We start from the raw sequence: 25,505 nt of genomic DNA on the forward strand, positions 1-25,505 counted from the left end.
CGCCGGGGGGCGGAGACAGGGTTGGAGATCGAGATGACGGGTTACCGTTCAGACGTACCGGAGAACTGGTTCGTCGATCCGATCAACCTCGGCGTTCCCGGGGTGCGGCGCACCGACGCCGCCGACGACGACAACGCCCTCGCCTGGCAGAGCGATGCGCTCTGCTCGCAGACGGACCCCGAGGCGTTCTTCCCCGAGAAGGGCGGATCCACCCGAGACGCCAAGCGGATCTGCACATCGTGCGACGTCCGCGGCGAGTGCCTCGAATACGCTCTCAACAACGATGAGCGATTCGGCATCTGGGGTGGACTCTCCGAGCGCGAGCGCCGCAAGCTCAAGCGCCGCGCGAGCTGAATCGCCCGCTACCGAACCGCGGACGATGAGGCCTCATGGCTTCGCGGGCGCGCCGCGTCGGGTACGCCCACGTCGACTGTCGCGCGCATAGGCTGACGACGTCATGCCAGCCCGAGTTCACGCCATCATCGTCGCGCGCACTGGATCCTCTTCCCGAGCGCAACTCCTCCGCACTCTCGAAGCCCTCCGCGCCCAGACCACGCCCGCAGCCGCCGTGACCCTCGTCGTCTGCGGCGATGCGTCGTCCGTGCGCGAGAGCGAGGCAGTGGCGAGCACCGTCGAGGGGATCATCGAGGCGCGCGCCACCACGTCCTTCGCTGAAGCCGTGGAACTGGCGCGACCGCGTGTCGCCGAAGGATCGGCGATCTGGCTGCTCGCGCAGGACACGGCGCCGCATCCGCGGGCGCTGGAGCGTCTGAGCGGCACGCTGGAGCGCTCGCCCTCCGCGGCCATCATCGCTCCCAAACTCGTCGCCACGGACAACGACCGTGAGATCGTCTCCCTGGGCGTCAGCATGACCACGCTCGGGCGCTCGGTCGAACTCGCCGCAGGGGAACTCGACCAGGGACAGCACGACCGCTCCGACGATGCCCTCGGCGCCGATGTGCGAGGCCTCCTCATTCGGGGTGAGGTCCGCGACGCCCTGCGCCCGGATCCCGCACTCGCCGGTGCCGACGAAGGACTCGATCTCGGTGTGCGCGCCCGCCTGGGTGGAGGCCGCGTCGTGCTCGCACCGAGCGCGCGGATATCCGTCTCTCCCGGCGGGCCTGCCGCGCTGCCGTCCGGCCGATCGCGCCGGGCCTACGTGACCCGCCTCGCTCAACTGCACCGGCGCCTGGTCTACGCACCGGCGGCTGCCGTGCCGCTGCATTGGCTCAGCCTGCTTCCGCTCGCGCTGTGGCGATCTGTCACCGACCTCGTCGGAAAGCGGCCGGAGGCCGTTCTGCCCGAATGGGGGGGCGCGCTCACGGCCATGTTCCGCTTCGGCGCGATCGCGCGCTCCCGTGCCAGGATCAGGGCCTTCCGCACGTCGACCTGGGCCAGCATCGCGCCGCTGCGCGTGACCTCGTCCGAGCTGCGACGGCGTCTGGACGACGGTCACGGCAGCGAGGGCGGTGCGGTCAGTGAACTGCGATTCTTCTCCGGAGGTGGAGCCTGGGCCGTGCTGGCGGCGCTCGTCGTCAGCATCGCGTCCTTCACGAGTCTGCTGGCTTGGCCGACGCTCGGGGGAGGAGGACTGCTCCCTCTCCGGCAGACCGTCGCCGCACTCTGGAGCGACGCGGCATGGGGAGTGCGCGACGTCGCCGTCGGCCTCGTCGGACCCGCCGATCCCTTCGCCGCCGTCGTGGCGGTGCTCGGCTCGCTCTGGCCTGCCGGTCCGTCCTTCGCCATGGTGCTGCTGTGGCTCCTCGCGCTCCCGCTCGCGGTCCTGGGCGGGTGGTTCGCCGCCACGCGCGTGACCGACCGCGAGGGGCTGCGCATCTTCGCCGGCGTCGCCTGGGCTCTCGCGCCCACCTTTCTCACCGCTCTGATCGACGGACGTCCGACCGCGGTGCTCGTTCACCTCCTGCTTCCCTGGCTCTTCCACAGCGCCGTCGTCGCGCACAGGTCGTGGGGCGCGGCCGGAAGCGCGTCCCTCCTCCTCGCCGCCGTCATCGCCTGCGCGCCGTCGCTGGCCCCCGCCCTCGCCCTGCTCTGGATCATCGCGCTGGGCATCGTGTTGGGAACCGCGCAGTTCCGAGGTGCGGGACGACTGCTCTGGCTGCCGCTGCCGACCGTCGCGCTCGTCGCGCCGCTCGCGATCTGGCAGCTCTCCCACGGCACGCCTCTCGCACTCCTGGGAGACCCGGGACTCATCTGGGCGGGGCCCCAGGCCGCGGCGGATGCCGTCGGGCGTCTCGCACTCGCCGGGGGGTTCCCGACGGAGGCGCTGGCCGGCTGGATGGACGTGATCCCCGCACCGATCGCCGCCTGGGCACCGCTGCTGTGCGCCCCCCTCGCCGCGCTCGCGCTCGGCGCGGCGGTGGCTCCGCGGTGGCGAGCGGGCATCACGCTGCTCGTCGTCGCGCTCTCCGGGCTTGCGACGGCGTTCCTCGCGGTCGGCGTCACGGTGAGTTTCGCCCAGGGCACTCCGGTCGCGATCTGGCCGGGCACGGGCCTCAGCCTGGCCTGGATCGGTGTGGTCGGCGCGGCTGTCGTCACCTTGGACACCGCTCTCACCCTTCCCCGGCTGCGGATCCTCGCCGCCGTCGTCGCAGCATCCGCCCTGGCGGTCTGCGCGGTCCCTGCGCTCAGCGCACTGCACATGGACCGTTCGGTGCTCACCAACGGCCCCGATTCCACGCTGCCGGCGTACGTCGCGGCGCAGGCCGCGGGCGATCGGCCGATCGCGACCCTCGTGCTCACCCCTCAGAACGACGGCGGGCTCGCCGCAGAGGTGGCTTGGGGCGCGAGCGAGACGCTGGGTTCGCAGTCGACCATGCTCTCCACCGCCGTCGAGCCGCAGGGCGCCGACATCTCCGGCCTCGCTGTGGATCTCCTCTCGGCCCGTGACTTCGATGCTCCCGGAGAGCTGGCGCAGATGGGCATCAGCTACGTGCTGGTCGCCCAGGTTCCGGGCGAGGGCGACAAGGCGAGGACTCTGCGTACGGCCGCGGTCGCCTCGATCGACCAGCGCGCCGGACTCGTCCACGCGGGAACGACCGATCGTGGCGTGCTCTGGCGGCTCGAGGCCGAGGTGGCCGCGCAGTCGTCGATGACCTCGAGCCAGCAGGGCACCGCACGACTCGTGATCACCCTCCAGCTGCTGGCGGTCTTCGCCGCGCTCCTGCTGTCGATCCCGACCCGTGCGTCACGCCGTGCGGCGCGCGCGCAGTCCCGGATCGTCGGTCGCGTAGCCGACGAGCCGATCGTCCTGCCGCGGCACGCGGAGGACAGGGAGCTCTTCGACGACGTCCCGGTCGGGTCGATCGAGGATCCCCAGGATGAGCCCGCCCTGAACGACGAGGCGATGGCCCCGATCGCCGAGCCGGTGATCGATGACGCGCCGGCACCGAGTGTCGAAGCATCGACCGCCATCGATGAGCAGCACCCGAAGTCGACCGAGGAGGACCGATGAGCAGCGGGACCCGCGCATTCCGAGTCGCTGCGACGGGCGCTCGAGTCATCACCGGTGTCGCCGTCATCGCCGCCTGCGTGGTCGGGGTCGCGGCAGCGGTGCACGCGCCATGGCCGGTCGTCGAACACGACCCCGCACAGGTCGAGGTCACGCCCGTTCCCGGCGACAGCACTCTCGTCTGCAACGGCGATCTCCGCGCTCTCGGACGCGACTCGTCGGCCCCGCTGGACATGCTCTCGGCAGCGTCGCCGACCCTGACGACCGGAGGCACGGGGGGAGACCCCGCGGCGGAGGGACTCGCGATGACGGACATCCCGGACGCAGGCGGGCCGCAGGTGCTCACCGGCGCCGTCGACGGACGCTCGGTGCCCCTGATCGCCGGCGCGGAGTCCGTCACGATCGCCGCCGACGACCTCGCGGGGTACGCTGCGCTGCCCTGCGGGGTGCCGCGGTTGGAATCCTGGCTGGTCGGGGGGAGTATCGATACCGGCACCGAGGACATCGTCACGCTCACGAACGCGGCCGATGTCCCGTCGACGGTGACACTCTCGGTGTACGGACCCGCCCGCAGCACCCGGACGGTCATCGTCCCCGCCCGGTCGCAGGCAGCTCTCCCGCTCACATCGTTCGCCACCGGCAACGACGTGCCCGTGGTCAAGGTGAGCGCGGTGGGCGCACCGGTGCGAGCCGCCCTCCAGTCCTCGCTCGTGCGCGTTCTCGATCCTGCCGGCATCGACCTCCAGGACTCGGTGGCGGGGCCGCAGCAGAAACTCGTCTTCACGGGAGTGCAAGCCTTCGCGGCCAGCGGCGATGATGCGGAGATGGCCGTCCTGCGAGTGCTCTCACCGGGTGTCGCCGCGCGCGTCCAGGTGACGGTGCGCGCGGAGGGCGGTACGGGCGCCGCTGACGCGTTCACGGTCCCGGTCGAGGCCGATCTGCCCTCCCAGGTGTCGCTTTCCGGCCTCGAGCCCGGGCAGTACACCGTCGAGGTCGAATCCGACGTGCCGCTGGTCGCCGCGATCAGGCAGCAGGACGGATTCGGTCTCGACTCGGACTTCGCCTGGGTGATGCCCTCCCCGGAGCTCGACGTCGACGTGGTGTTCGCTGTTCCGGCCGGCCCCGACGGCCGACTGCAGCTGGCGAACACGTCCGACCGCGATGCGACGGTGACGCTCGAATCCCTCGACGGCGGCCAGCCGCAGGAGATCGTCATCCCGGCGGGACGCACCGGCGGGCTCGAGGTGCCGGGGCGGACCACCTATCGGATGCAGACGACAGCCCCCGTGCATGCTGCGGTGACCCTCACGGGACCCGGGGCGCTCGCGGTGCTGCCCGTTCAGGCGAGCGGTGCCGGAGAGAAGCCGATCACGGTCTATCCCTGACCGAGGAGAGACTCTCCGCAGCGGGAATCTCAGTGGTCGTGGCCGAGATCCCACGGCTCGCGGCCGACGTACTCCGCCGCTGCCCGGAACACGGCGCTCTCGATCGCCATGCGGCGGTGCGCCGCATCGTCGTGCCCCGGGGGGAGGAGCCGCTCGATGGGAAGACGGAACAGCACGATGCGCTTGTTCTTGCGGTCGAGGTACCAGCGCGGCACCTCTTCGGTCGCATCGAATCCCGGGATCGCGCCGATCTCGAACCTCACGTCCTGCAACTCCGGCCATGTGCCGCGGAGGAATTCGACCGCGGTGCCGACGGTGAGATCGAATCTGTCGAGGCGGCCGTCGAGCGGAGCCAGCGGTGGCCGCACGACCTCGCTGCGGCCGAGGCGGCCGTGGCGGCCGTGCCGCGCCCCGCGCCGAGGGGCTGCGGAGGTGTGAGTGGCACGGCGACGAGGCATGACGAAAGTCTAGGCGGTGCCCGGCGCGCCCGGCGCGGCATCCGCGGCCGCGACGGGGTGCGCCGTACGCTGGCGGAGATGGACGGACGACTGTGCTCGAAGGTCGGCTGCGCGCGAGAAGCCGTGGCCACCCTCACCTACGACTACGGCGACCAGATGGCGGCCCTCGGCCCGCTCGGTGCCGCGAATGACCCTCAGGCGCATGATCTGTGTTCTCCGCACGCGGACCGGCTCTCGGTTCCCGCCGGTTGGCTCGTCGTGCGTCACGAGGCTCTGCGCGCCTGAGGTCCTCGCCTCGACACGCGGGCGCACCAGTCGGCCCGGATCCGAACTCTGGATACGCTGACCGCAGGCGTGCCAGGGCGGCGCTGCCGGAAAGGCACTCGTGATCGTCTGGCGTCGCTGGATCTTCCCCCTGCTTCTCGTCGTGATCTTCGGAGCGTGCGCAGCCGCTCTCGTCAAGATCGCCTTCTTCCCCGACCGCGCGGAGAGCGTCGTCAGCCCCGAGACCTCTGTCACGGATCCGATCGTCGCAGTGGAACGCGGGTCGGTGGTGAACGCCCTGAGCCTGAGCGGGAACGTCGCGCGTGACGACGCCTACGCCGTGCGTGGGGAGCTCAACGGCACGGTGCTCGCCGTGCACGTGGGGGAGGGGGCGGCGGTGGCTGCCGGCCAGAAGCTCTACACCGTGCGCCAGGACGACCCGCGCAAGGACATCGATGTGCTCGCGCCCGAGGCCGGCGACGTGTCGGAGCTCGCCATCGTCAAGGGACAGACCACCACGGTCGGGACCGAGACCTACAAGCTCACCCCGGCCCGATACCATCTGCTGGCCACCGTCGATCCCGTGCAGCTGTACCGCCTCGTCAACGCCCCGACCGAGGCGACCGTCACGATCACGGGCGGCCCGGCGCCTTTCGCGTGCACCGGCGTCGGGGTGCAGGTGACGGCGGAGGGCACCGCGAGCGTGCGCTGCGCGGTACCTGCGGACCAGACGGTCTTCGCCGGGCTCCCGGCGAAGATGGATCTCGCGCTCGGTCAGGTCGACGATGCGCTCGTGATCCCGGTCACGGCTGTCCAGGGCGGCGCGGGATCCGGCAAGGTGTGGGTCGACGCGGGCGACGGGTCCGACCCCGAGGAGCGGTCCGTGACGCTCGGCGTCAATGACGGCGTCATGGTCGAGGTGACGGAGGGACTGGCTGAGGGAGACAGCATCCGCCAGTTCGTGCCCGGCTTCGTCGCTCCGGTCGAGGAGTTCTGCTACGAGGTCTCCCCGGGAGTGGAGCAGTGCGACAGCGGGATGAGCTGGTGAGTCTCGTCGCGCTCGACGACGTCTCCAAGAGCGTCCTGCTGGCCGATGACTCGCGCCTGGAGATCCTTCGTGGCATCACGCTCGAAGTGGGTGCAGGAGACCACGTCTCGATCGTGGGACGGTCGGGGTCGGGGAAGTCTACGCTGCTCAACATCCTGGGGATGCTGGATGCACCCACATCCGGATCGGTCGCGTTCGAGGGACGCGAGGTGCGCCGGATGCGCTCGGGACGGCTCGACCGTCTGCGCGGCGACAACGTCGGCTTCGTCTTCCAGCAGTTCAACCTGCTCCCCGGGCGCACCGCGATCGACAACGTGATGATGCCGCTCGGCCATGCCAAGGGACGCATGTTCTGGAATCGTCGTCAGATCGCCGCCGACATGCTCGAGCGGGTCGGCCTCGGGCATCGCGTCGAGCAGATCGCCGACAGACTCTCCGGCGGTGAGCAGCAGCGCGTCGCCATCGCGCGGGCACTCGTTCGCGAGCCCGTGTTGATCCTCGCGGACGAGCCGACCGGCGCGCTCGACATCGACACGGGCGCATCCGTCATGTCCCTCCTCGACGAGGTGGCCACCGAGACGGACGCCGCGCTGGTCACGATCACCCACGACCTCCACGTCGCCGCGCGTGCGCGCCGGCACTACCGGCTCGACGCCGGGCGTCTGGAGACGGTCGACCTCAGCCGCGCCTTCGAGGCCTCGACACTGGCGGCCTCGGTGCCGTCCGCGCCGCCGGAGTTCGTCGCATGACCGGCTTCCTCGGCGCTCTCTCGGACGCCTGGGCGGAGATCCGCGTGCACAAGCTGCGCGTCCTGCTCAGCCTCATCGGGATCGCCGTGTCGGTGGGGGCGCTCACCGCGGTCGTGGCGATCTCGGAATACCAGCGCCAATTCCAGGCCGAGCAGTCCGACCGATGGGGAGGGCGAGCGGCGACGGTCGTCGTCTCCGTCAACAGCGATGACGGCACACCTGTCGACGCCGACGAGTTCGATGCGCGCTTCAGCCGTGTCTCCGAGCGCTTCGGGTTCAGCCACACGGCGCGTATCGCCCAGGGAGTGCTCCTCGACGTGCAGCTCCCCGACGGCATAACGCCGGTCTCCGCGCGTGTCATGGACCCCGCGTTCTCGCAGATCCACCGGGAGCGGCTTCTGGAGGGGCGCTGGTTCGTCGACTCCGACGTCGAGGCGATGGCGCCGCCCGTCGTGATCACCGAGCCGCTCTGGGAGCGTCTGGGACGAGTGCCGCTGACGCAGCACCCGACCGTGACACTCAGCGGCCCGGCCGGAGGCACCTACCAGGTGGTCGGCATCACACCGCGCCAGGGCTTCGGCGACGAGGAGCTGCGCGTCGACCTGCTCTACGACGCGTACCGCGCGCGCGTGGATGCGCTGCCCGCCGACGCCTGGACGCAGTACGAGATCTGGATGGGAACTGGGCAGGTCGACCAGATCGCGCCGGTGCTCGCGATGGATCTCCGAGCGGGCCTGCCCGAGGGACAGACGGTCACGGTGAACCGCTCCGACTGGGCGGCGCAGCCGGGGGCTCTGGACGCTCAGGCCACCTTCGAGATGGTCACCGGGGGTATCGCAGCGCTGATCCTCGCTCTCGGTGCGCTCAGCCTGATCAACATCCAACTCGTGGCGATGCGCCAGCGCGTGCGAGAGATCGGGGTGCGGCGCGCCTTCGGAGCGAGCTCGGGGCGGGTGTTCTTCGCCGTCTTCCTGGAGAGCCTGGTCGCGACGACCGTGGCAGGCGTGATCGGGATCGCGATCGTCGTCGCCGTGCTGCGCTCGGAGTGGATCATCACGTCGATGTTCTACGGGATTCAGGACATCCCACCCTTCCCCATGCGCGCAGCGCTCATCGGTCTCCTCGCCTCCGTCATCGTCGGTGCGGTGTCGGGATTCATCCCCGCCCTGGTCGCGCTGCGGGTGAAGGTGATCGATGCGATCCGTTTCTGACACGCGCCTGATGTCGGCCACTTCATGATGGAAGAATGAGCGCATGACCGAGCTCGAGTACCGCGTCGCCGACCTCTCCCTCGCCGAAGCCGGCCGTCACCAGCTGCGACTCGCCGAGAACGAGATGCCGGGGCTCATGGCGCTTCGTGAGGAGTTCGGCGCCGCGCAACCCCTGAAGGGCGCCCGGATCGCGGGCTCGCTGCACATGACAGTGCAGACCGCCGTCCTCATCGAGACGCTCGTGGCGCTCGGCGCCCAGGTGCGGTGGGCGAGCTGCAACATCTTCTCCACCCAGGACGAGGCGGCGGCTGCGGTCGTGGTCGGCCCCGGTGGCACCGTCGACGCGCCGGCAGGCGTTCCCGTGTTCGCATGGAAGGGCGAGACGCTCGACGAGTACTGGGCCTGCACCGATCGCATCTTCGACTGGTCCTCTGCAGGTTTCGACGGACCCAACCTGATCCTCGACGACGGCGGAGATGCGACCCTGCTCGTGCACAAGGGCGTCGAGTTCGAGAAGGCCGGTGCCGTTCCCGAGCCGACCGAGACCGACTCCCACGAGTACACGATCATCCTCGACCTGCTGCGCGCCTCGCTCGCGGTCGCACCCGATCGCTGGACCAGGCTCGCCGCGGGCCTCATCGGCGTCACCGAGGAGACCACGACCGGTGTGCACCGGCTGTACGAGCTCGCGGCCGCGGGGGAGCTGCTCTTCCCCGCCATCAACGTGAACGACTCGGTCACCAAGAGCAAGTTCGACAACAAGTACGGCATCCGGCACTCGCTTCCCGACGGTCTCAACCGTGCGACGGACGTGCTCATGGGCGGCAAGGTCGCCTTCGTCTGCGGCTACGGAGACGTCGGCAAGGGGGCTGCTGAGGCTCTGCGCGGTCAGGGTGCGCGCGTGATCGTGAGCGAGGTGGATCCGATCTGCGCGCTGCAGGCCGCCATGGACGGCTTCCAGGTCGCGCGTCTGCTCGACGTGGACGGCGAGGTCGACATCCTGGTGACCGGCACCGGCAACCGCGACGTGGTCACGACCGAGCATCTGCAGGCGCTGAAGCACCTCGCGATCGTGGCGAACGTCGGTCACTTCGACAACGAGATCGACATGGCAGGGCTCGAAGCACTCGACGGCGTGGAGAAGGTCGAGATCAAGCCGCAGGTGCACGAGTGGCGCATGCCGAACGGTCGTAGCGTCCTGGTTCTCAGCGAAGGACGCCTGATGAACCTCGGCAACGCCACGGGGCACCCGTCGTTCGTGATGAGCGCGTCGTTCACCAACCAAGTGCTCGCACAGCTCGAGCTCTACACGAACATCGCCGCCTATCCGACCGGCGTCTACGTGCTTCCCAAGGCGCTCGACGAGAAGGTGGCCCGCCTGCACCTCGACGCTCTCGGTGTGCAGCTGACCACGCTCACCGACGAGCAGGCCGCCTACATCGGGGTACCCGTGAAGGGGCCGTACAAGCTCGAGCACTACCGGTACTGAGCACCCCCACTGCGGAACGGTGCTGACAGGAGGCGCCGCGTACCGGCTCAGACGCCGACGCGTCTACCGGTGAGCCGCTCGGCGCGCCGATCGGCGTTCTGCAGTGCTCTGCGCTCGCGCTCACGGCGCAGCACGGTGATCCCGATCAGGATCTGCTCCGGCGGTGCGGAGGGCATCGGGGAGACGAAAGGGCTCGCCTCGGTGAGCAGATCGAGGGCGACCCGCTCCCGCGCGGCCGGGATCATGCGGGGAGCACTCTGCAGGAACTGGGAGATCCGGCGGGCGAGCCGGTCGGGGAGACGCGCGACGTCGGCGATCTGGGCCCAACCGGCCAAGGCCGGAGGGAGCACCGGGACGTGCGAGACGAGTGCCGGTGTGCGCACGCGCTGACTGTAGGTTCCGGCGACCAGATCGCCCAAGCGCTGCGACCGCGCGTTGAACGCGCCGGCGAGCACGGCGACGCCGCCGAAGGTCATGTAGATCTCGAGCACACCCAGAAGGGCTCGGATGAAGGCGTGACGGAACCCGGCGGCACCACCGTCCACGCGGACGATCCTGCCGCCGACCGCCAGCTTGCCGAGACTGCGCCCCTTCAAGGCGACCTCCATCGTGATCGGCAGGACGACGAAGCTCACGACGAACGCCGAGACCAGGGCGATGCGGTCGGTGGTCTCATCCAGCACGCCGACATCCAGCAGCCAGATGCGCAGGAAGATCCACAGGATGAACACGGCGTATCCGAGGAGCATGTCGATCGCGGCGCCGAGCGCCCGCAGGAGGAACCCCACGGGCTGCACATCGATCGCGACGGCTTCGCCGGAGAGCACCTCGTCGGAGACGTCGATCGGGACGGACATGAGTACAGTAAATCAGGTGGATGCCGATGCGCTGACCGATGCACGCCGCGCCGAATGGGAGCGACTGGACGAACTCAGTCGCGCCCGACTCGACGGCGACGGGGTGGACGAGCTCATCGTGCGATACCGCGCCGCCTCCGCCGATCTGGCCGAGCTGAAGACATCCGTCGGCGACTCGCCCCAGGGCGCGTATCTGTCCACCATCCTCGTTCGCGCCCGGCTGCGCCTCACCGGCGCGTCCGACAGCATCCTCACGCAGACGGGACGATTCTTCCACCTGCAGCTTCCTGCTGCGCTGTACCGCCTGCGCTGGACGACGCTGGTGATCGCGATCTCGTTCATCGCGGTCGCCGTCGGTACCGCAGCCTGGATCGCGAGCGATCCGGCGCTGGTGGCGACCCTGGGCTCCCCGGCGGCCCTCGAGCAGTACGCGGACGAGAGCTTCACGGGCTACTACACCGAGAACCCGGCCGCTGCCTTCATGGGGATGGTCTGGACGAACAACGCCTGGATCGCCATGCAGTGCGTGCTCTTCGGCGTCACCGGGATCTGGCCGGTCTACGTGCTCGTGCAGAACGCGATGGGACTCGGCACCACCGGGGCCGTGATGGCCGTCCACGACAAGGCCGACCTCATGGTCCTGTACATCCTCCCGCACGGAATGCTCGAGATGACGTGCATCTTCGTGGCGGCTGCCGCCGGCTTGCATGTGTTCTGGGCCTGGGTCGCACCCGGCCACCGCACGCGAGGGGAAGCGCTCGCCGAGGAGGGGCGAGCGCTGGCGACCGTCGCGATGGGGCTGGTGTTCGCCCTCTTCCTCGCCGGTCTCGTCGAGGGCTTCGTGACCGGCTGGGCACTGCCGTGGCCGGTGAAGATCGGCATCGGCGCCGCCGCGCTCGCCGTGTTCCTCATCTACATGCTGGTGATCGGCGGGAGGGCGCATCGCCAGGGCGAGACCGGCGATCTCGTCGAATACGAAGCGGGCACCCCGCGCCTGGTCGTCGGCTGACTTCCGGCACCGGGTGAGGCCGCCCCGGGGCTCGGGCTCGGTCTCGATCGGTTCGGCGTCAGAGACGACCCGCCGCCTTCAGCTCGAGGTAGCGATCGGCGATCCTCGGGGGAAGCTCCTCCGGGTCGGCGGCGATCGCCTCCCCGCCGGCTCTGCGGATCGCGTCCGCGACGTTCTCCGCGTCGCGGAGGGAGCGTTCGGCGGCCGCTGCCAGGTACACCTCTTCCCGGGAGTCGCGACGGCGCGCGAGCGCGGAGATCCCGTCGTCGGTCACGGATCCGACGAGCACGGTCGTCGCACGAGACGCGTTCGGGAAGGCTCCGAGGAACCCACGGGCCGACTCGGCGGCATCCTGCGCCGTCAGTGCCACGATCAGCGAGGGACGCGTGGTGAGCGTGCGCACGGCGGCGAAAGCCCCATGCCAGTCCGTATCGACCAGTCGAGCGTGCACGGGAGCCATGGCGTCGGTCAGCGCCGGGAGGAGAGCAGCGCCATCGACGCCCGTGACACGACCGCGCACCACCCTGTCGTACATGAGCAGGTGCACGTGGTCGCCCGCGCGCGAAGCGAGCGCGGCCAGCAGCAGGGCCGCCTCGAGTGAGGCGTCCACGCGCGTGCCGTCGCCGACACGCGCCGCCGCGGTGCGCCCCGTATCGATGATGATCACCACATGGCGGTCGCGTTCCGGTCGCCAGGTGCGCAGCATGGTCGTTCCCGCCCTGGCGGTCGCCCGCCAGTCGATCGAGCGCACGTCGTCGCCGCGGACATACTCGCGCAGCGAATCGAACTCGGTGCCCTGGCCGCGCACCTGGATGCTGGTGTTGCCATCCAGTTCACGCAGCCGCGCGAGGCGGGACGGAAGGTGCTTGCGCGAGGAGAACGCGGGAAGCACGCGGATCGAACCACGAACCGAATGACGTGCCTGCCGGCCCGCGATGCCGAGAGGGCCGCGCGATCGGATCATCACGAACTCGCTGACCAGCTCTCCGCGGCGGCGCGGAAGCAGCGGAATCGCGACACGGCCGCGTTCGCCCGGGGGCAGGAGCAGACGCTGTCGCTCCGTCGGCGCGCCCGCCGTCGGCTGCCAGGCGTCACGGATCACCGCGTTCAGAATCTTCGTACCGTGGTTGTGCACGGCCACGCTGACGGGGACGGGCTCTCCGATGCGCACCCGTCGGGGGAGTCTGCGGCTCACCGTGACCGAGCGAGGACTCGCGGCGAGGGCGACGTCGGTGGCGACGAGCAGCAGGCACAGACCGATCCACGCACCGAGAACCGCGTACGCCGGGTAGCCCGCGAGTCCGGCGATGACGAGCGGGATGAGGCCCACGGCGAGGGCGACGGCGAGGCGGCCGGTGACGAACACCTAGATCGGCACCCTGGTCTGCTGCACCACGGAGGTGAGCACCGCATCGGCGGACACGCCCTCCATCTGGGCATCGGGTCGCAGCTGGAGGCGGTGACGCCACACCGGCACCAGCATCGTCTGCACGTGGTCGGGGGTGACCGCGGAAGAGGCGTTCAGCCAGGCCCACGCCTTCGCCGCGGCGAGCAGACCGGTCGAGGCGCGCGGGCTGGCTCCCAGCTCGACGGACGGCGACTGGCGGGTCGCACGTGCGAGGTCGACGACGTATCCGAGCACGTCGTCGGTGACCTCGACCGCTGCGGCTGCCTGCTGCGCCGCCCTGATCTCCTCGGCGGTGACGACGGCCTCGACGCCGGTGAGCTCGCGAGGGGAGAAGCCCTCGGCGTGTCGGCGCAGCACCGACACCTCCGCGTCGCGCTCCGGCATGCCGACGACGAGCTTCATCAGGAAGCGGTCCAGCTGCGCCTCGGGCAGCGAATACGTGCCTTCGTGCTCGATGGGGTTCTGCGTCGCGGCGACGAGGAACGGGTCGGGCAGGGGACGGCTGACGCCGTCCGCCGACACCTGGCGCTCCTCCATAGCCTCCAGGAGTGCCGCCTGGGTCTTCGGCGGCGTGCGGTTGATCTCGTCGGCGAGCAGGATGTTCGTGAACACCGGACCCGCGCGGAAATCGAACTCGCCGGTGCGTGCGTCGTACACGAGCGAACCGGTGACGTCGCCGGGCATCAGGTCGGGAGTGAACTGGACGCGTTTGGTGTCGAGCCCGAGTGCCCTGGCGAACGAGCGGACGACCAGGGTCTTCGCGACACCGGGGACTCCCTCCAGGAGCACGTGGCCCCTGGCGAGGAGGGACACGAGGAGTCCGGTGACGGTGCCGGCCTGGCCCACCACCGCCTTGTCGACCTCGGTGCGCACCCGGTGCATGGCCTGACGCAGCGCGGCGTCGTCGATGGGATGGTTCTCAACGGTCACGTGTTTCCCTCTGATTCTCGGGGATGGGTGGTCGGATCTGATCGGTCGGCGTGGGTGCTGTCGTCCACGGCGGTCTCGAGCTGGTCGAGGCGTCTGGCGAGGTCGACCAGGCCTGCGTCGTCGTCGGGGAGCGGCCCGGCCAGCAGGGTCTGCAGTGTGCCGCGCGGGATGCGCAGTCGGTCCGAGGCCGCATCAGCGACCTCGTCGGCGCCGGCGTGGACGGCGAGACCTAGTCGTCGGGCGAGCCGGCGCTGCGTCCCCTCGCGGAGAGCCTGCGCGGCGTGCGCCGCATCCGCAGCTCTCGCCGTGAGACGTGCACGTCCGTGCATGGTCTCGGATGCGCGCACGGTGACCGGAAGCGTCTCGGTGACGAGGGGGCCGAACCGCTGGCCGCGCCAGATGGCAGCGGCTATCCCTGCGGCGATCAGCAGCAGGATCGCAGGAGTGACCCAGGTCGGTGTGAGGCTGCCGAGCGTGTCGATCGGCTCGGCTTCGATATCGGAGTCCGCGAAGCTCGGGACGTACCAGACGATGCGGTCGGTCTGGCCCAGCAGGGCGAGGCCGAGGGCGGCGTTGCCGTTCTCGGCGAGAGTCGCGTTGCTGAAGAGCCTCGTGCCCTCCACGACGACACGTTGCGGACGGGTGCGGCGGTCCACGAGCACGGCCGCACCGTCGGCGTCTCCGAAGCAGGCCTGCACGCCGTCCGCGGGAGTAAACAGGCGGTCGGCGCGGATCGTCCCCACCTCGGCGAACTCGGCGACGTCGCAGTCCGCCGTCGCTGCCGACAGCGTTCCCGTGGCGTTGTCGCCGATGCCGAGCTCGCTCAGCAGGTGTGTGCTGGTGGAGAGGAAAACGACGCGCTCCGCGGGCTCGGTGAGCGTCTGCAGGGCCTCGTCGGTGAGCGTGTACGGGTTGGACATCACGAGCGTCGTGCTCTCGTCGATCGCCGCGCGCGCCTGGGATCGAGACCGGTGCACCTCGATGTCGACCCCCTGGTCGCGCAGGATCTCGGCGAGCGCGAGCGCGCCGGCGTCATCGCGTGCCTCCGGATCGAGCGCTCCTCGTGCTCCGGGTGCGGTCGCGGCGACACGAAGACCGACCAGCGCGACGATCAGCACGAGGGCGGCGACGATCGTCCACCCGATGATCGTCTTCGCCCGACTCGGGCGGTGCTCCGCGGTGGAGGGATCACCCGGGGACGATGCGGCAGTGGGGGAGACCGTGGGCTCGTGATCGATCACACTCATGCCGGCACTCCTTCGGGGCGGCGCGCGCGGATCCGGTCATCGGTGTCGACGAGGTCGCGATACGTCTCCGGCGTCGCGGAGTGCCCGAGGTAGCGGACGTCGTCGAACGAGACGGCCGCTCGACGCATCGCGCCGGCCTCGTCGGCGAACACCGTGCTCGCCTCGCGGGCGATCGACTGGGCCGTCGCGCCGGGGGCCGGATCGATCAGGTCGCGCTCGCGCAGGCTGCGCGCGATGGCCCGGTAGCGGAGGATGGTCGCTGCGTCCCAGTCGCGTTCGCGCGCGGCCCGGTCGGCGTCCGACCTCAACTGTGCGGCGCTGCGATCGTCGGCTGCTCCGAGGAGGTCGCCGGTCGGGCGCCTGACCGCGCGGGAGCTGCGCGGTCTTCCCCAGATGATGAGAGCGGCGATCAGTGCGGCCGCGATGATGACGGTGACGATGATGAGCGCGGACGGCCCCACGTTCGCGCCGTTGCCCGAGCTGAAGAGGTCAGCCAGGAATCGGCCGATGTCACGGGCGAGGAGATCGAACCACGTGGGCTTCGCGTCGGCGTAGCGGGGATTCGAGAGCTCTTCCTCCGCCCAGCGTCGTGCGTCGTCCCCATCGGGGACGAAGAGGTCGTCGAACCGTCGGATCATGCGGCGCCGTCGGCCCCTGGCGCTGTCCAACCGCCGTCAGTGGGAGCGTCTCCGGCGGCAGGGCTGCTGGGCGTCGGGGACGCGCTGGTCCGGACGGGAGGCGCGGGAGGCGCAGGTGGCGGCGGTGCGGGGAAGGCGACGGAGGGCGTCGAGGCCGCTGCTCCGTTCTGCGTCTGCACAGGAGGCTGCGCAGGAGGCTGTGCAGGTGAGCCCGGTGCGTACGAGTACGGCGTGCCCGCGTACGGCTGTGCCGGAGAGTACTGCGGTGCGAACGACGGCGCAGCCCCCGGCTGCGTGACCGTTTGCTGTGCGCCGTACTGCGCGTACGCATACCCCTGCGACATCATGACGTGCTCCGGCACCTGGCGGGGCGGCGGCGCCGAGGTGACAGCGCGCGTCGGGTCGACGCGGAAGGGGTCGTCCTGCTGCTCATCGGTCCAGCCGAGGTCGCGGCGCTCGACATACGCGATCAGGGTCTGATCCAGCCCCTCGTAGCGCATCCGGCAGTCGAGGTAGACGAGTGCGGAACCGGTGCTCTGCACCACGAGCGTGATCGCCTGGATGACCAGGAGCAGGATCTGCGGGGCGATGAGCGTCACGATGAAGGCGATGACAGCGCTGGGGTCCTCGGCGCCCGTGGGTGCGACCACGGAGCCGAGAAGGGAACCGAGCAGTGTGACGGGCACGCTGACGACCTGCGCCGCGATGCCCATGATCGCGCTGATGAGGAAGGTCACCCCGAACGCGACCCAGAAGCGCCCGCGGGTGAGTCGCCAGGATCGCACGAAGGCGTCACGGAAACGCGCACGCTCGAGGACCAGGATCGAGGGCACCAGCAGCAGCTTCGTGGTGAGCCACACCGCGAGCGGGATGCAGGCGAGGACGATGACGATCACCACGAGGACGACGACGCTGACCATCTCGACGCTGCCGCCAAGACCCCCGGCGATGAAGGCGGCGATGATCACCGCGGCGATGATGAAGATGCCGAACACGGCAGCCACCGAGAGGGAGGCGAACCCGGCGAGTCGCCAGAACGCGGGGGCCATCCGGCGCCAGAGCATGCGCAGCGTCGCCTTCACCCCGATCGCGGCGTACCCGATCTCCGCGGCGACGACGCCCTGCATCATCGCCGTGAAGGCGATCGAGGCCAGTCCCACGGCGAGTCCGGCGATCAGGTTCACCGCGATGGTGCCGGCCATCACCGCTTCGAAATCCGGAGAGGAAGGCGAGACCGTCTCCAGGCGGCTGAAAGTGGTGAAGAGGACGACGCCCATGACCACGGCGGTGACGACGACCACGACGAGCTGGATCACGACGGCGAAGCCGAAGAGCACCTTGGGGTTGTGCCGCAGCGCCGCGAAGGCCTTGCCCAGCAGCATCCCGAACGACAGTGGATGAAGGGGAATGATGCCCTTCTTCGGGGCAGGCGTCCACGTCTGGCCGGTCACAGGCACTCCCTCTCCATCGCGCGCTCCCATCGTGTCATATCCGATGCGTGGCGCGCAGACCTGGGGTCGGCGGGACTCGGTGCCATAAGGTAACTCTTATGACCTCACGTATTCTCGTGGTCGACGACGACACCGCGCTCGCCGAGATGATCGGGATCGTGCTCCGCACCGAAGGCTTCGAGCCGGTGTTCTGCGCGGACGGTGCGCGCGCCGTCGACGAGTGGCGCACGCAGCGGCCCGACCTGGTGCTGCTCGATCTCATGCTCCCCGGTATGGACGGAATCGAGATCTGCACCCGCATCCGTGCCGAGTCCGGCGTGCCGATCATCATGCTCACCGCACGCAGCGACACCGCCGATGTGGTCCGCGGACTCGAGGTCGGCGCAGACGACTACATGGTCAAGCCCTTCAACCCGAAGGAACTGGTGGCGCGCATCCGCACGCGGCTCCGGCCCACGCCGCAGGCCACGAGCGAGCAGCTCCGGGTCGGGGATCTCACCGTCGACGTCGACGCGCACGAGGTCCGTCGCGGCACCGCCCCGATCGCTCTCACGCCGCTGGAGTTCCAGCTTCTCGTCGCGCTCGCCTCGAAGCCTCAGCAGGTGTTCTCCCGGGAGATGCTGCTCGAGCAGGTCTGGGGCTATCACTACAAGGCCGACACCCGGCTGGTGAACGTGCACGTGCAGCGTCTGCGCGCGAAGGTCGAGCTCGACCCCGACAACCCGAAGATCGTCATGACGGTGCGCGGCGTGGGCTACCGCGCCGGGAGCGTCGGCTAGGAGCACGATGGCCGCGACGACAGCGACCACCACGACGGTCGCTGTCCTGCGCGACTGGCGAGGCTGGCCGACGATGCTCGCCATCCTCTGGCGACGCTCGCTCCGCTTCCGCACGCTCTCGATAACTCTGCTCGCCACCTCCCTGGCGATCTTCATCACGTGCGTGACGATGGCCCTGGTCATCCAGAACGATCTGTTCATCTCGCGCAAGGACGTCGCTCTCGAAGACTCCCGCCGCGCGGTCGATCAGGCGCAGGGGATCCTGGATGTGGCCGAGGTGGGAGACGACTCCGCTGCACTCACGGAACTGTGGAACAGTGTCCAGTCGAATCTCACGCGCACATCGAGCACGGATCAGCTCGCCGGGTTCAAGATCGACAACGCGAAGGGCGTCCGCCTGAACGGCTTCGAGGCGGGGTTGAGTCGGAGCCTGCTGAGCCCCGAGCTCCAGGCCCGCGTCGTGGAGTTCGACGATCGCCAGGCCTGGCAGTCCGTGGCGCTGCCCGTCGCGGACGGGGGAGAGGTCCCCGGCATCATCGTGGGCCAGCAGCTCCAGGTGCCCGAGGCGGGAGCGTTCGCGATCTACTTCGCCTACGACCTGGGCGATGCCGATCAGACCCTCGTCTTCGTGCAGCGCACGCTCTGGATCGCGGGGATCGGTCTGGTCGCGATCGTCGCCGCGATCTCGTGGATCGTCCTTCGCGCGGTCTCCACCCCGATCGTGCAGGCCGCAGAGACCAGCGCACGGCTCGCGGCAGGCGACCTCGGGGTGCGCCTCGAGGTGCACGGAGAGGACGAGTTGGCCACGCTCGGACGCTCCTTCAACGCGATGGCGGACAGCATCGAGTCGCAGATCAAGGAACTCGGCGAGCTGTCGATGGTGCAGCAGCGCTTCGTGTCGGATGTCTCGCACGAGTTGCGGACACCGCTGACCACGATCCGCCTCGCTGCGGACATGCTCAACGACCAGCGCGAGGAGTTCGACCCCACCACCGCGCGGACGGCGGAGCTGCTGCACGCCCAGGTGCAGCGGTTCGAGACGCTGCTGTCGGATCTGCTGGAGATCAGCCGCTACGACGCGGGATCGGTGCAGCTCGAACTCGAGGCGACGAGCCTCACCCACCTGGCCGAGGACATCATCGAGCAGATGCGCCCGCTCGCGGAGGGCCATGGCACCGAGCTGCGGCTCGTGGCGCCTGGCGGCTACTCACCCGTCGACATGGATCCGCGGCGCGTGCGCCGGGTGCTGCGCAATCTGATCGGCAACGCGATCGAGCACGGTGAGGGGCGCCCGGTCGTCGTCACGGTCGACAGCAACCAGCACGCCGTGGCGGCGGGGGTGCGAGATTTCGGCCTCGGGATGCAGCCCGCCGACGCGGAGCGGGTCTTCGACCGCTTCTGGCGCGCTGACCCTTCTCGTCAGCGCACGATCGGCGGCACGGGACTCGGGCTCTCCATCGCCCTGGGGGATGCGAGTCTGCACGGCGGCACGCTCGAGGTCTGGTCGGAGCTCGGTGTGGGAACGAACTTCGTGCTCACGATCCCCCGGCACGACGGGATCCTGGACGGTCCGAGCCCGATCTCCATCGAGCCGCAGGAGCCGTTCGCGGAGATCGGCGACGCGACGCAGCCGATCTCGTTGACGGATGCGCCCGCGGGTCTGTTCGACGAGGAGGACCGGTCATGACCCGGCGACGAGGGACACGGAGGATGCTGGCCATCGCGCTGGCACTCACTGCGCTTGTGCTTCCTGCGTGCGCGGGACTGCCCACCAGCGGTGATGTCGCCGTCGGCCTGAAGCTCGGGGAGTCCCCGCAGGACGTCGACATCCTGCCGGTCGCCTCCGGCCCCATCACGGGTGCCGGGCCCGAGGAGATCGTCGAGGGCTTCCTCGAGGCCGGGATCACGACGACCGAGAACTGGGACACCGCACGCGACTTCCTCTCGCCCTCGCTGCAGCGGAGCTGGAGTCCCTCGGCAGGTGTGTCGATCGACGTCGGTACGGATACCAGGACCATCACCTCCTCGGTCCCCGACGACGAGGTGGAGGGTGCGGACACCGCTGAGGTCCAGGTCACGCTCGACCTGGTCGCGAGCGTCGACGACTCCGGCGGCTACTCCGAGGCCCTCGGGTCATCCAACGTGGCGTTCACGCTGCAGCGGATGGAGAGCGGCGAATGGCGCATCACGCAGGCGCCGGACGGTGTCGTGATCGACGAGACGCGCTTCACCAAGGTCTTCGAAGGGTATCCGCTGCAGTACTTCGACCTCGGCTGGTCGAGACTGGTGCCTGACATGCGCTGGTTCCCGCGGCGGCAGAGTCCCGCGACGACCGTCACGCGGGCCCTCATCGGCGGCGAGCCCAGCGGATGGCTGGACCCGGCGGTGCAGAACGCCTTCCCCGCCGACGTGCAGCTGGCACAGGACGCGGTGCCCATCGTCGGACAGGTGGCCGATGTCGCGCTCACGCGCCCCGCTTCGGGCCTCGATACGGCCACTCTCGCCCGCATGCGCACCCAGCTTCAGGCGACCCTCCGCGGCGCCGGCGTCGCGGTCACCCAGGTGCGGTTCACCGTCGACGGGCGCGACCTCGGTGCCGGCGTGGCGGACGTGGTGGAGCCGTCGGCCGAGGTCGGCACACTCGTGCTGCAGAACGGCGCCTTCGGGCGGATCGTCGGCGATGAGATCTCGCCCCTCACCGGTATCAGCTCGGAGATCACCGCCATCACGCAACCCATCGTCTCGATCGATGTGGCTGCGGATGACTCCCGCGCCGCCACGCAGCTCGGTGACCAGCACGTCTATCTGATCGGCGAGGGAAGCCTCGACGAGCTCGATTCCCGTCCAGGGCTCATCAGACCCTCGCTCGACTCCTACGGGTACACCTGGTCCGTCCCCGCGGGAGCGCCCACGGCCTTGCAGGCGTCGGGGAGCGATGCCGTGGCGCATCAAGTCGCGACGGCGTGGCCGAGCGCCTCGGCGATCTCTCATCTGAGGGTCGCACCGGACGGCGCCAGGGTGGCTGCCGTGGTGACCGTCGGCAAGCAGATGTGGGTCGTGGTCGCAGCCGTGGTTCGCGACTCGGCGGGCATCCCGATCGAGCTCGGCGAGGTCAAGCAGTTGACCCAGTTGTTCGAGCCGGCGACGGGGCTGTCCTGGCTGGGTGCAGACCGTGTGGGAGTCCTCGTCGATCCGAACAGCCCGCGTCTTCTCACTCAGATGGTGGGAGGGCCCGGTTCGGCAGAGGCGGCCCCCAGCAATGCGATCTCGATCGCAGGCGCTCGCACCGCTTCCGGCGTGCGGATCCTCGGAGCGAACGGCGAGCTGTTCGCCCACGCGGGGTCGGCATGGCGCGAGGTCGCGTCCGGCGTCTCCGTGCTCGCCACTCGCGTCGGCGAGTGACATTCCCTGCACCGACGGCGGTCGTCACACGATCGTGCGCAGAACGGAGTTCTCTGGCGGAACCGGGCGGATCCACGGCCGCATACTCCTCGCATGTGGACGAAGCCCCAGCTGCTCGGCGTCGGCGCGGAGATCGCCGCGTTCCTCCTCGCAGCGTCGTGTGCCGGCTGTGATGAGCCGGGAACACTCCTGTGCCCGCAATGCCGAGAGGCGCTCGCACCGACCCCGCAGATCGCGGTGACGCCTCGAGGGATGCAGGTCACGGCCGCCCTTCGGTTCGAGGGTGTCGCGGCCCGGTGCATCCGTCGCCTCAAGGGTGAGGGCGAGACGCTCCTCGCCCGTCCGCTCGGCGCGGCCCTGGCGACGGTGCTCGCGCCTTCGGTGGGCGCGGCGACGTGGGTCGTGCCGGTGCCGACGACCAGGAGCGCGTTCCGTCGGCGCGGCTATCGCGTCCCCGACCTCCTGATCCGTCGAGCGCAGTCCGAGCCGCAGCGGCTGCTCTCCCTCGCGAGCCGCACGGTCGACCAACGTGATCTCGGTGTGCGGGCACGAGAGGCGAACGTACGCGGAGCCTTGCGTGCGCGTCGGAGGGGGGAGGGCGCCGAAGCGGTGATCGTCGACGACGTCGTCACCACCGGGGCGACGCTGGATGAAGCGTCGCGAGCCCTGAGATCAGCCGGATTCCGTGTGGTGGCGGCGGTCGCGCTCGCCGCCACGCCGCGTCGCAGCGGATTCGGATGAACCTCATCGGGGATGCACCGGCGACACAGGGGAACCAGGCCGTGACATCCGCCGATCAGCGGACTACGGTGGGGGGACACAAGGCGACCACGGTCCGCCCTTGGCCGGGAGGACCGGGACAAGGAGGCAGCAATGGAAACAAGCATCGTTGGCGTCGGAGTGGGTATCACCGATCGCTTCCGAACCGTTGTCGAAGAGAAGATCGCCAAGATCCAGATGCTCGCGTCTCGCGCGCAGAGACTGGATGTGAAAGTCACCCATCGCGTGTATCGCAACGGTCGTGTCCCCGACGAGACCGTCGAGCTGACACTGATCGGGAAGGGACCGGTCGTTCGCGCAGAGGCGACGGACGGAGACAAGTTCGTCGCCCTCGATCTCGCTGTCGACAAGATGTCCGAGCAACTGCGTCGCGCCAAGGAGAAGCGAGTCGACGGACGACAGCACCCCCGCGGCGCGCACTTCGAGAAGGGAAGCGGATCGCTCGAGGGCATCGACGTCCAGCCGGCGTCGGCCGACATCCTCCACGCGGTGGCGACCGGCAGCATGCCGGTGCAGCAGAGCGAAGAGGAAGAATACTCGCCCGTCGTCATCCGCACGAAGAGCTTCGATGCGGAGTGGATGACCGTTGAGGAAGCCGTCGACAGGATGGAACTGGTCGGACACGACTTCTTCCTCTTCGTGGATGTGCGCACCGACCACCCGAGCGTCGTCTACCGCCGCAAGGGCTGGGATTACGGTGTGATCGCGTTGAGCACTCAGGCTCCGCCCTCCGAGGCTCTCGCCTCCTGATCCGCAGTGCACGACGGCCCGATCCCGGAAGGGATCGGGCCGTCGTGATGTCCGGATGCCGAGACGCGTCGGAATCAGTCGAAGATGCCGTCGAGCAGACTGCCGATCACGAGACCGCCGAGGATGCCGGACGCGAGGTCTCCGCCACCACCGCCGCGCCGTCCGCCGCCACCGCCCCAGCCGCCGCCACCGCCCCAGCCCTGGTCCTGCGGGCGGGAGGAGTCGATGTCGCGCTGGGCGAGCTGAAGTGCCTCGGATGCGAGGTGAGCGACCCGGCGGGCTTGCACGAGTGCCGCCTCGCGGGTGTCCTCGGCGGGCAGCAGATCCGACAGATCCACACGAAGCCTCTCCGCCTCGGCGAGGCGGGTGCGGGCGTCTGCGCCGATCCATCCGCGGTGTCCGGAGATGAGGCCGCGGGCCACGCCCAGCTGGCGGTCGGCGTCATCGATCGCGTGCTGCACCTGCGCGATGCTCGGCAGCGGGTTGTCCGCGCGATGACGTGCCTTGGCGATCGCCTCGTCGAGCGCCGAGTTGGCGTCACGCAACTGGGAGAGCTCGGCGAACGGGTCGTTCGGCTGTCCGGAGGGCGTGAGCGCTGCGAGGGCGCTCTGCAGCTCGGCGACGGCCTGGGCGACGGCGGGTACGTTCGGCGCGGTGCGAGCGGCGATGAGATCCCCACGGGAGTCGGCCACGACCTCGGCGAGGGTGGACTCGGCGCGCAGCGCCTCGATCTCGAAGTCCTCCACCGCATCGAGCAACGCGGACGCACGTCGTGTGGCTTCGGTCGCCGTCTCCAGGGCGACGTTCGCCTCCTCGTTCTGCTTCGCCGCGCGACGACGCTCCGAGACATCGGCGCTGTGCGTCGCGAAGCTGATGAGCTGCTCGGCCTCCGCCGCGCTGGCCGTGATCTGGTGCATGGCGGAATCGGAGTATCGGGCCGAGAGCCGAGCGACGGCCTCGTTGGTCTGCGGGATCCGAGCGCTGAGGGCGGCTGCCTCGGCCCGTACCTGCGCGATGATCTCGGGCGCGCGGCGAACCTTGGCGACCGACTCGGCGAGGACCGACGTCTTCTCGTCGAGCAGGTCCTGGGCCCAGTCGCAGAGCTGGAGGATGCGGGCGTTGCGGGTACGGAGCTCCTCGACGGTGTCGGGAATCTCGTCGTGGTTCAACTGGTGGAGCTGGAACGCCTCGCGCAGGTGGGTGCGCACCGCGGCGAGAGCCTTGCGCAGGTCACCGGTGAGCGACTCGCCGAGTTCCGCTTCGGCGAAGGAGAGCTCGTCCGAGGTCGTGCGGATCCGCTCGTCGGCGCTGACCAGGGCCTGTTCGGCACGGCGAGCCAGATCGGCGTCCTGTGCGGCGAGTTCTTCCTGTTCGCGTTTGCGTTTGCCCCAAAATCCAGCCATGAACCGATCCTAGTTTCCCCGGGGCCTGTGGTGGCTGAGCATCCGCTCGGGGCGAACGGGGATCTCACGCCCGTCGCGGCGTGCGGAAGACGTCGGCGACGCCGGTCACAGGGCGGGCACGGGCGCGGCGATCGGGGCTCCGGCCTTCGCCGGCCTCCCGCGCTTGGGGCGTTCGGCGGTGAGCTCGAGCGACAGCGCATGGCGGGGATGCCCGCTGAGGCGCTGCGCCGCGTGATCGAGCCAGCGGACTTCGGCCTCCGCGGCGAAGATCATGGAGTCGGCGACCAGCGACCACGCGAGTCCTTCGGGGTCGTCCCCGTCTCCTCGCGCCTGTCGCTCGTGCTGGAGCGCTTCCAGCTGTCGCATCGATGCCGATCGCTGCGCGTCGATCGTGGCTGCGGCGTCGACGCCGGGGAGGGTCGCTGCGACGGCCAGTTTGATCGCCAGTTCGTCGCGGGTGCCCTGGGAGCGCACGACGGGGGAGGAGAGCCAGTTCTCGACGTCCGTGTGCCCCGCATCCGTGATCTGCCAGTACACATGACCGTGGTCGTCGGCATCGCCACGCGAGACCAGCCCGTCGCGTTCCAGGCGCTCGAGGGTGTTGTAGATCTGTCCGACGTTCAGCGGCCAGATCGAGCCGGTGCGGCGATCGAACTCGTGTCGGAGCTGGTAGCCGTAGCAGGGCCCCTGCGCGAGGATGGCGAGCAGGCTCTGGCGTACTGACATCGTTCATCTCCGTTACCGTGCGTGGGAATGCGATACCGAGTATATGGTTATC

23 protein-coding genes are annotated in these 25,505 nt (G+C 69.8%); 14 read left to right on the forward strand and 9 right to left on the reverse strand.

Annotation, left to right across the window (positions count from 1 at the left end):
* Positions 1 to 33: 33 nt before the first annotated feature.
* From F6W70_RS05890 to F6W70_RS05900, 3 genes are all read left to right on the forward strand, one after another.
* The gene (locus F6W70_RS05890; protein WP_081603945.1) at positions 34 to 354 is read left to right on the forward strand and encodes a WhiB family transcriptional regulator; all 321 of its coding nucleotides are present in this window, start codon (positions 34 to 36) and stop codon (positions 352 to 354) included.
* 103 nt (positions 355 to 457) lie between these two features.
* Positions 458 to 3,472 (forward strand): glycosyltransferase, encoded by a 3,015-nt coding sequence (locus tag F6W70_RS05895; protein WP_151486151.1) that lies wholly within the window; start codon positions 458 to 460, stop codon positions 3,470 to 3,472.
* Entirely contained in the window at positions 3,469 to 4,854 is a 1,386-nt protein-coding gene (locus F6W70_RS05900; protein WP_151486152.1) for a DUF5719 family protein, read from the forward strand. The genes F6W70_RS05895 and F6W70_RS05900 overlap by 4 nt, the downstream gene beginning before the upstream one ends.
* Positions 4,855 to 4,883: 29 nt before the next feature.
* Here F6W70_RS05900 and F6W70_RS05905 read toward each other — a convergent pair whose 3' ends face one another.
* The gene (locus F6W70_RS05905; RefSeq protein WP_229778928.1) at positions 4,884 to 5,312 is read right to left on the reverse strand and encodes a hypothetical protein; all 429 of its coding nucleotides are present in this window, start codon (positions 5,310 to 5,312) and stop codon (positions 4,884 to 4,886) included.
* A 78-nt stretch (positions 5,313 to 5,390) separates the two neighbouring features.
* Between F6W70_RS05905 and F6W70_RS05910 the strand changes: the two genes are divergently transcribed.
* The 5 genes from F6W70_RS05910 to ahcY all read left to right on the forward strand — a co-directional run bounded on the left by F6W70_RS05910 (position 5,391) and on the right by ahcY (position 10,073).
* Positions 5,391 to 5,597, forward strand: coding sequence for a DUF3499 family protein (locus tag F6W70_RS05910; RefSeq protein ID WP_021199833.1), 207 nt, complete (start codon positions 5,391 to 5,393; stop codon positions 5,595 to 5,597).
* 100 nt (positions 5,598 to 5,697) lie between these two features.
* A complete protein-coding gene (locus tag F6W70_RS05915; RefSeq protein ID WP_151486153.1) occupies positions 5,698 to 6,624 on the forward strand; it encodes an efflux RND transporter periplasmic adaptor subunit in 927 nt (308 codons plus the stop codon).
* Positions 6,621 to 7,373: an ABC transporter ATP-binding protein gene (locus F6W70_RS05920; RefSeq protein ID WP_151486652.1), complete on the forward strand. Its 753-nt coding sequence runs from the start codon at positions 6,621 to 6,623 to the stop codon at positions 7,371 to 7,373. The genes F6W70_RS05915 and F6W70_RS05920 overlap by 4 nt, the downstream gene beginning before the upstream one ends.
* Positions 7,370 to 8,584 carry an ABC transporter permease gene (locus F6W70_RS05925; RefSeq protein ID WP_151486154.1) on the forward strand — a complete coding sequence of 405 codons (1,215 nt, stop codon included), beginning with the start codon at positions 7,370 to 7,372 and terminating at the stop codon, positions 8,582 to 8,584. The genes F6W70_RS05920 and F6W70_RS05925 overlap by 4 nt, the downstream gene beginning before the upstream one ends.
* Positions 8,585 to 8,627: 43 nt before the next feature.
* Positions 8,628 to 10,073 carry an adenosylhomocysteinase gene (ahcY, locus tag F6W70_RS05930; protein WP_151486155.1) on the forward strand — a complete coding sequence of 482 codons (1,446 nt, stop codon included), beginning with the start codon at positions 8,628 to 8,630 and terminating at the stop codon, positions 10,071 to 10,073.
* 47 nt (positions 10,074 to 10,120) lie between these two features.
* On the opposite strand, the gene F6W70_RS05935 is transcribed toward ahcY, so the two are convergent.
* Entirely contained in the window at positions 10,121 to 10,930 is an 810-nt protein-coding gene (locus F6W70_RS05935) for an RDD family protein (RefSeq protein WP_151486156.1), read from the reverse strand.
* A gap of 16 nt (positions 10,931 to 10,946) precedes the next feature.
* Between F6W70_RS05935 and F6W70_RS05940 the strand changes: the two genes are divergently transcribed.
* The gene (locus F6W70_RS05940) at positions 10,947 to 11,939 is read left to right on the forward strand and encodes a stage II sporulation protein M (protein ID WP_151486653.1); all 993 of its coding nucleotides are present in this window, start codon (positions 10,947 to 10,949) and stop codon (positions 11,937 to 11,939) included.
* Between the two features lie 58 nt (positions 11,940 to 11,997).
* On the opposite strand, the gene F6W70_RS05945 is transcribed toward F6W70_RS05940, so the two are convergent.
* From F6W70_RS05945 to F6W70_RS05965, 5 genes are read right to left on the reverse strand one after another with little or no spacing between them, the layout of a single operon-like run.
* Complete coding sequence (locus tag F6W70_RS05945) at positions 11,998 to 13,305, reverse strand: DUF58 domain-containing protein (protein WP_151486157.1); 1,308 nt, start codon at positions 13,303 to 13,305, stop codon at positions 11,998 to 12,000.
* Entirely contained in the window at positions 13,306 to 14,229 is a 924-nt protein-coding gene (locus F6W70_RS05950; RefSeq protein WP_236610993.1) for an AAA family ATPase, read from the reverse strand.
* Positions 14,230 to 14,273: 44 nt separating this feature from the next.
* Positions 14,274 to 15,524, reverse strand: a complete 1,251-nt coding sequence (locus tag F6W70_RS05955; RefSeq protein ID WP_151486158.1) for a DUF4350 domain-containing protein — start codon at positions 15,522 to 15,524, stop codon at positions 14,274 to 14,276.
* On the reverse strand, positions 15,521 to 16,162 hold the full coding sequence (locus tag F6W70_RS05960) for a DUF4129 domain-containing protein (protein WP_055869087.1): 642 nt from the start codon (positions 16,160 to 16,162) through the stop codon (positions 15,521 to 15,523). The genes F6W70_RS05955 and F6W70_RS05960 overlap by 4 nt, the downstream gene beginning before the upstream one ends.
* Complete coding sequence (locus F6W70_RS05965) at positions 16,159 to 17,613, reverse strand: glycerophosphoryl diester phosphodiesterase membrane domain-containing protein (RefSeq protein ID WP_151486159.1); 1,455 nt, start codon at positions 17,611 to 17,613, stop codon at positions 16,159 to 16,161. Before F6W70_RS05965 ends, F6W70_RS05960 begins: the two co-directional genes overlap by 4 nt.
* Before the next feature lie 98 nt (positions 17,614 to 17,711).
* On the opposite strand from F6W70_RS05965, the gene mtrA reads away from it, so the two are divergent.
* The 5 genes from mtrA (at position 17,712) to hpf (ending at position 23,324) form a co-directional block, all read left to right on the forward strand.
* Complete coding sequence (gene mtrA / locus F6W70_RS05970; RefSeq protein ID WP_017831103.1) at positions 17,712 to 18,392, forward strand: MtrAB system response regulator MtrA; 681 nt, start codon at positions 17,712 to 17,714, stop codon at positions 18,390 to 18,392.
* Positions 18,393 to 18,399: 7 nt separating this feature from the next.
* Positions 18,400 to 20,079, forward strand: coding sequence for an MtrAB system histidine kinase MtrB (mtrB, locus tag F6W70_RS05975; protein ID WP_055869085.1), 1,680 nt, complete (start codon positions 18,400 to 18,402; stop codon positions 20,077 to 20,079).
* On the forward strand, positions 20,076 to 21,794 hold the full coding sequence (locus tag F6W70_RS05980; protein WP_318278814.1) for an LpqB family beta-propeller domain-containing protein: 1,719 nt from the start codon (positions 20,076 to 20,078) through the stop codon (positions 21,792 to 21,794). The genes mtrB and F6W70_RS05980 overlap by 4 nt, the downstream gene beginning before the upstream one ends.
* A gap of 93 nt (positions 21,795 to 21,887) precedes the next feature.
* Complete coding sequence (locus F6W70_RS05985; protein ID WP_151486160.1) at positions 21,888 to 22,535, forward strand: ComF family protein; 648 nt, start codon at positions 21,888 to 21,890, stop codon at positions 22,533 to 22,535.
* 132 nt (positions 22,536 to 22,667) lie between these two features.
* Entirely contained in the window at positions 22,668 to 23,324 is a 657-nt protein-coding gene (gene hpf, locus F6W70_RS05990) for a ribosome hibernation-promoting factor, HPF/YfiA family (RefSeq protein ID WP_055869082.1), read from the forward strand.
* Positions 23,325 to 23,398: 74 nt separating this feature from the next.
* Here the strand turns inward: hpf and F6W70_RS05995 are convergent, their stop codons facing one another.
* Positions 23,399 to 24,727, reverse strand: coding sequence for a coiled-coil domain-containing protein (locus F6W70_RS05995; protein ID WP_055869081.1), 1,329 nt, complete (start codon positions 24,725 to 24,727; stop codon positions 23,399 to 23,401).
* Positions 24,728 to 24,832: 105 nt separating this feature from the next.
* Entirely contained in the window at positions 24,833 to 25,453 is a 621-nt protein-coding gene (locus F6W70_RS06000) for a PadR family transcriptional regulator (RefSeq protein WP_127482566.1), read from the reverse strand.
* Between the last annotated feature and the right edge of the window lie 52 nt (positions 25,454 to 25,505).

The organism is Microbacterium maritypicum (assembly GCF_008868125.1).
Lineage (GTDB): Bacteria > Actinomycetota > Actinomycetes > Actinomycetales > Microbacteriaceae > Microbacterium > Microbacterium maritypicum.

What these genes read in the sequence shown, in the direction of transcription:
- mtrA (WP_017831103.1), top strand. Translation starts at nt 17,712, where the DNA reads ATGACCTCACGTATTCTCGTGGTCGACGACGACACCGCGCTCGCCGAG.
- mtrB (WP_055869085.1), top strand. Translation starts at nt 18,400, where the DNA reads ATGGCCGCGACGACAGCGACCACCACGACGGTCGCTGTCCTGCGCGAC.
- F6W70_RS05985 (WP_151486160.1), top strand. Translation starts at nt 21,888, where the DNA reads ATGTGGACGAAGCCCCAGCTGCTCGGCGTCGGCGCGGAGATCGCCGCG.
- F6W70_RS05960 (WP_055869087.1), bottom strand. Translation starts at nt 16,162, where the DNA reads ATGATCCGACGGTTCGACGACCTCTTCGTCCCCGATGGGGACGACGCA.
- F6W70_RS05905 (WP_229778928.1), bottom strand. Translation starts at nt 5,312, where the DNA reads ATGCCTCGTCGCCGTGCCACTCACACCTCCGCAGCCCCTCGGCGCGGG.
- hpf (WP_055869082.1), top strand. Translation starts at nt 22,668, where the DNA reads ATGGAAACAAGCATCGTTGGCGTCGGAGTGGGTATCACCGATCGCTTC.
- F6W70_RS05900 (WP_151486152.1), top strand. Translation starts at nt 3,469, where the DNA reads ATGAGCAGCGGGACCCGCGCATTCCGAGTCGCTGCGACGGGCGCTCGA.
- F6W70_RS05955 (WP_151486158.1), bottom strand. Translation starts at nt 15,524, where the DNA reads ATGAGTGTGATCGATCACGAGCCCACGGTCTCCCCCACTGCCGCATCG.
- F6W70_RS05925 (WP_151486154.1), top strand. Translation starts at nt 7,370, where the DNA reads ATGACCGGCTTCCTCGGCGCTCTCTCGGACGCCTGGGCGGAGATCCGC.
- F6W70_RS05890 (WP_081603945.1), top strand. Translation starts at nt 34, where the DNA reads ATGACGGGTTACCGTTCAGACGTACCGGAGAACTGGTTCGTCGATCCG.
- F6W70_RS05935 (WP_151486156.1), bottom strand. Translation starts at nt 10,930, where the DNA reads ATGTCCGTCCCGATCGACGTCTCCGACGAGGTGCTCTCCGGCGAAGCC.
- F6W70_RS05895 (WP_151486151.1), top strand. Translation starts at nt 458, where the DNA reads ATGCCAGCCCGAGTTCACGCCATCATCGTCGCGCGCACTGGATCCTCT.
- ahcY (WP_151486155.1), top strand. Translation starts at nt 8,628, where the DNA reads ATGACCGAGCTCGAGTACCGCGTCGCCGACCTCTCCCTCGCCGAAGCC.
- F6W70_RS05910 (WP_021199833.1), top strand. Translation starts at nt 5,391, where the DNA reads ATGGACGGACGACTGTGCTCGAAGGTCGGCTGCGCGCGAGAAGCCGTG.
- F6W70_RS06000 (WP_127482566.1), bottom strand. Translation starts at nt 25,453, where the DNA reads ATGTCAGTACGCCAGAGCCTGCTCGCCATCCTCGCGCAGGGGCCCTGC.
- F6W70_RS05995 (WP_055869081.1), bottom strand. Translation starts at nt 24,727, where the DNA reads ATGGCTGGATTTTGGGGCAAACGCAAACGCGAACAGGAAGAACTCGCC.
- F6W70_RS05950 (WP_236610993.1), bottom strand. Translation starts at nt 14,229, where the DNA reads ATGCACCGGGTGCGCACCGAGGTCGACAAGGCGGTGGTGGGCCAGGCC.
- F6W70_RS05980 (WP_318278814.1), top strand. Translation starts at nt 20,076, where the DNA reads ATGACCCGGCGACGAGGGACACGGAGGATGCTGGCCATCGCGCTGGCA.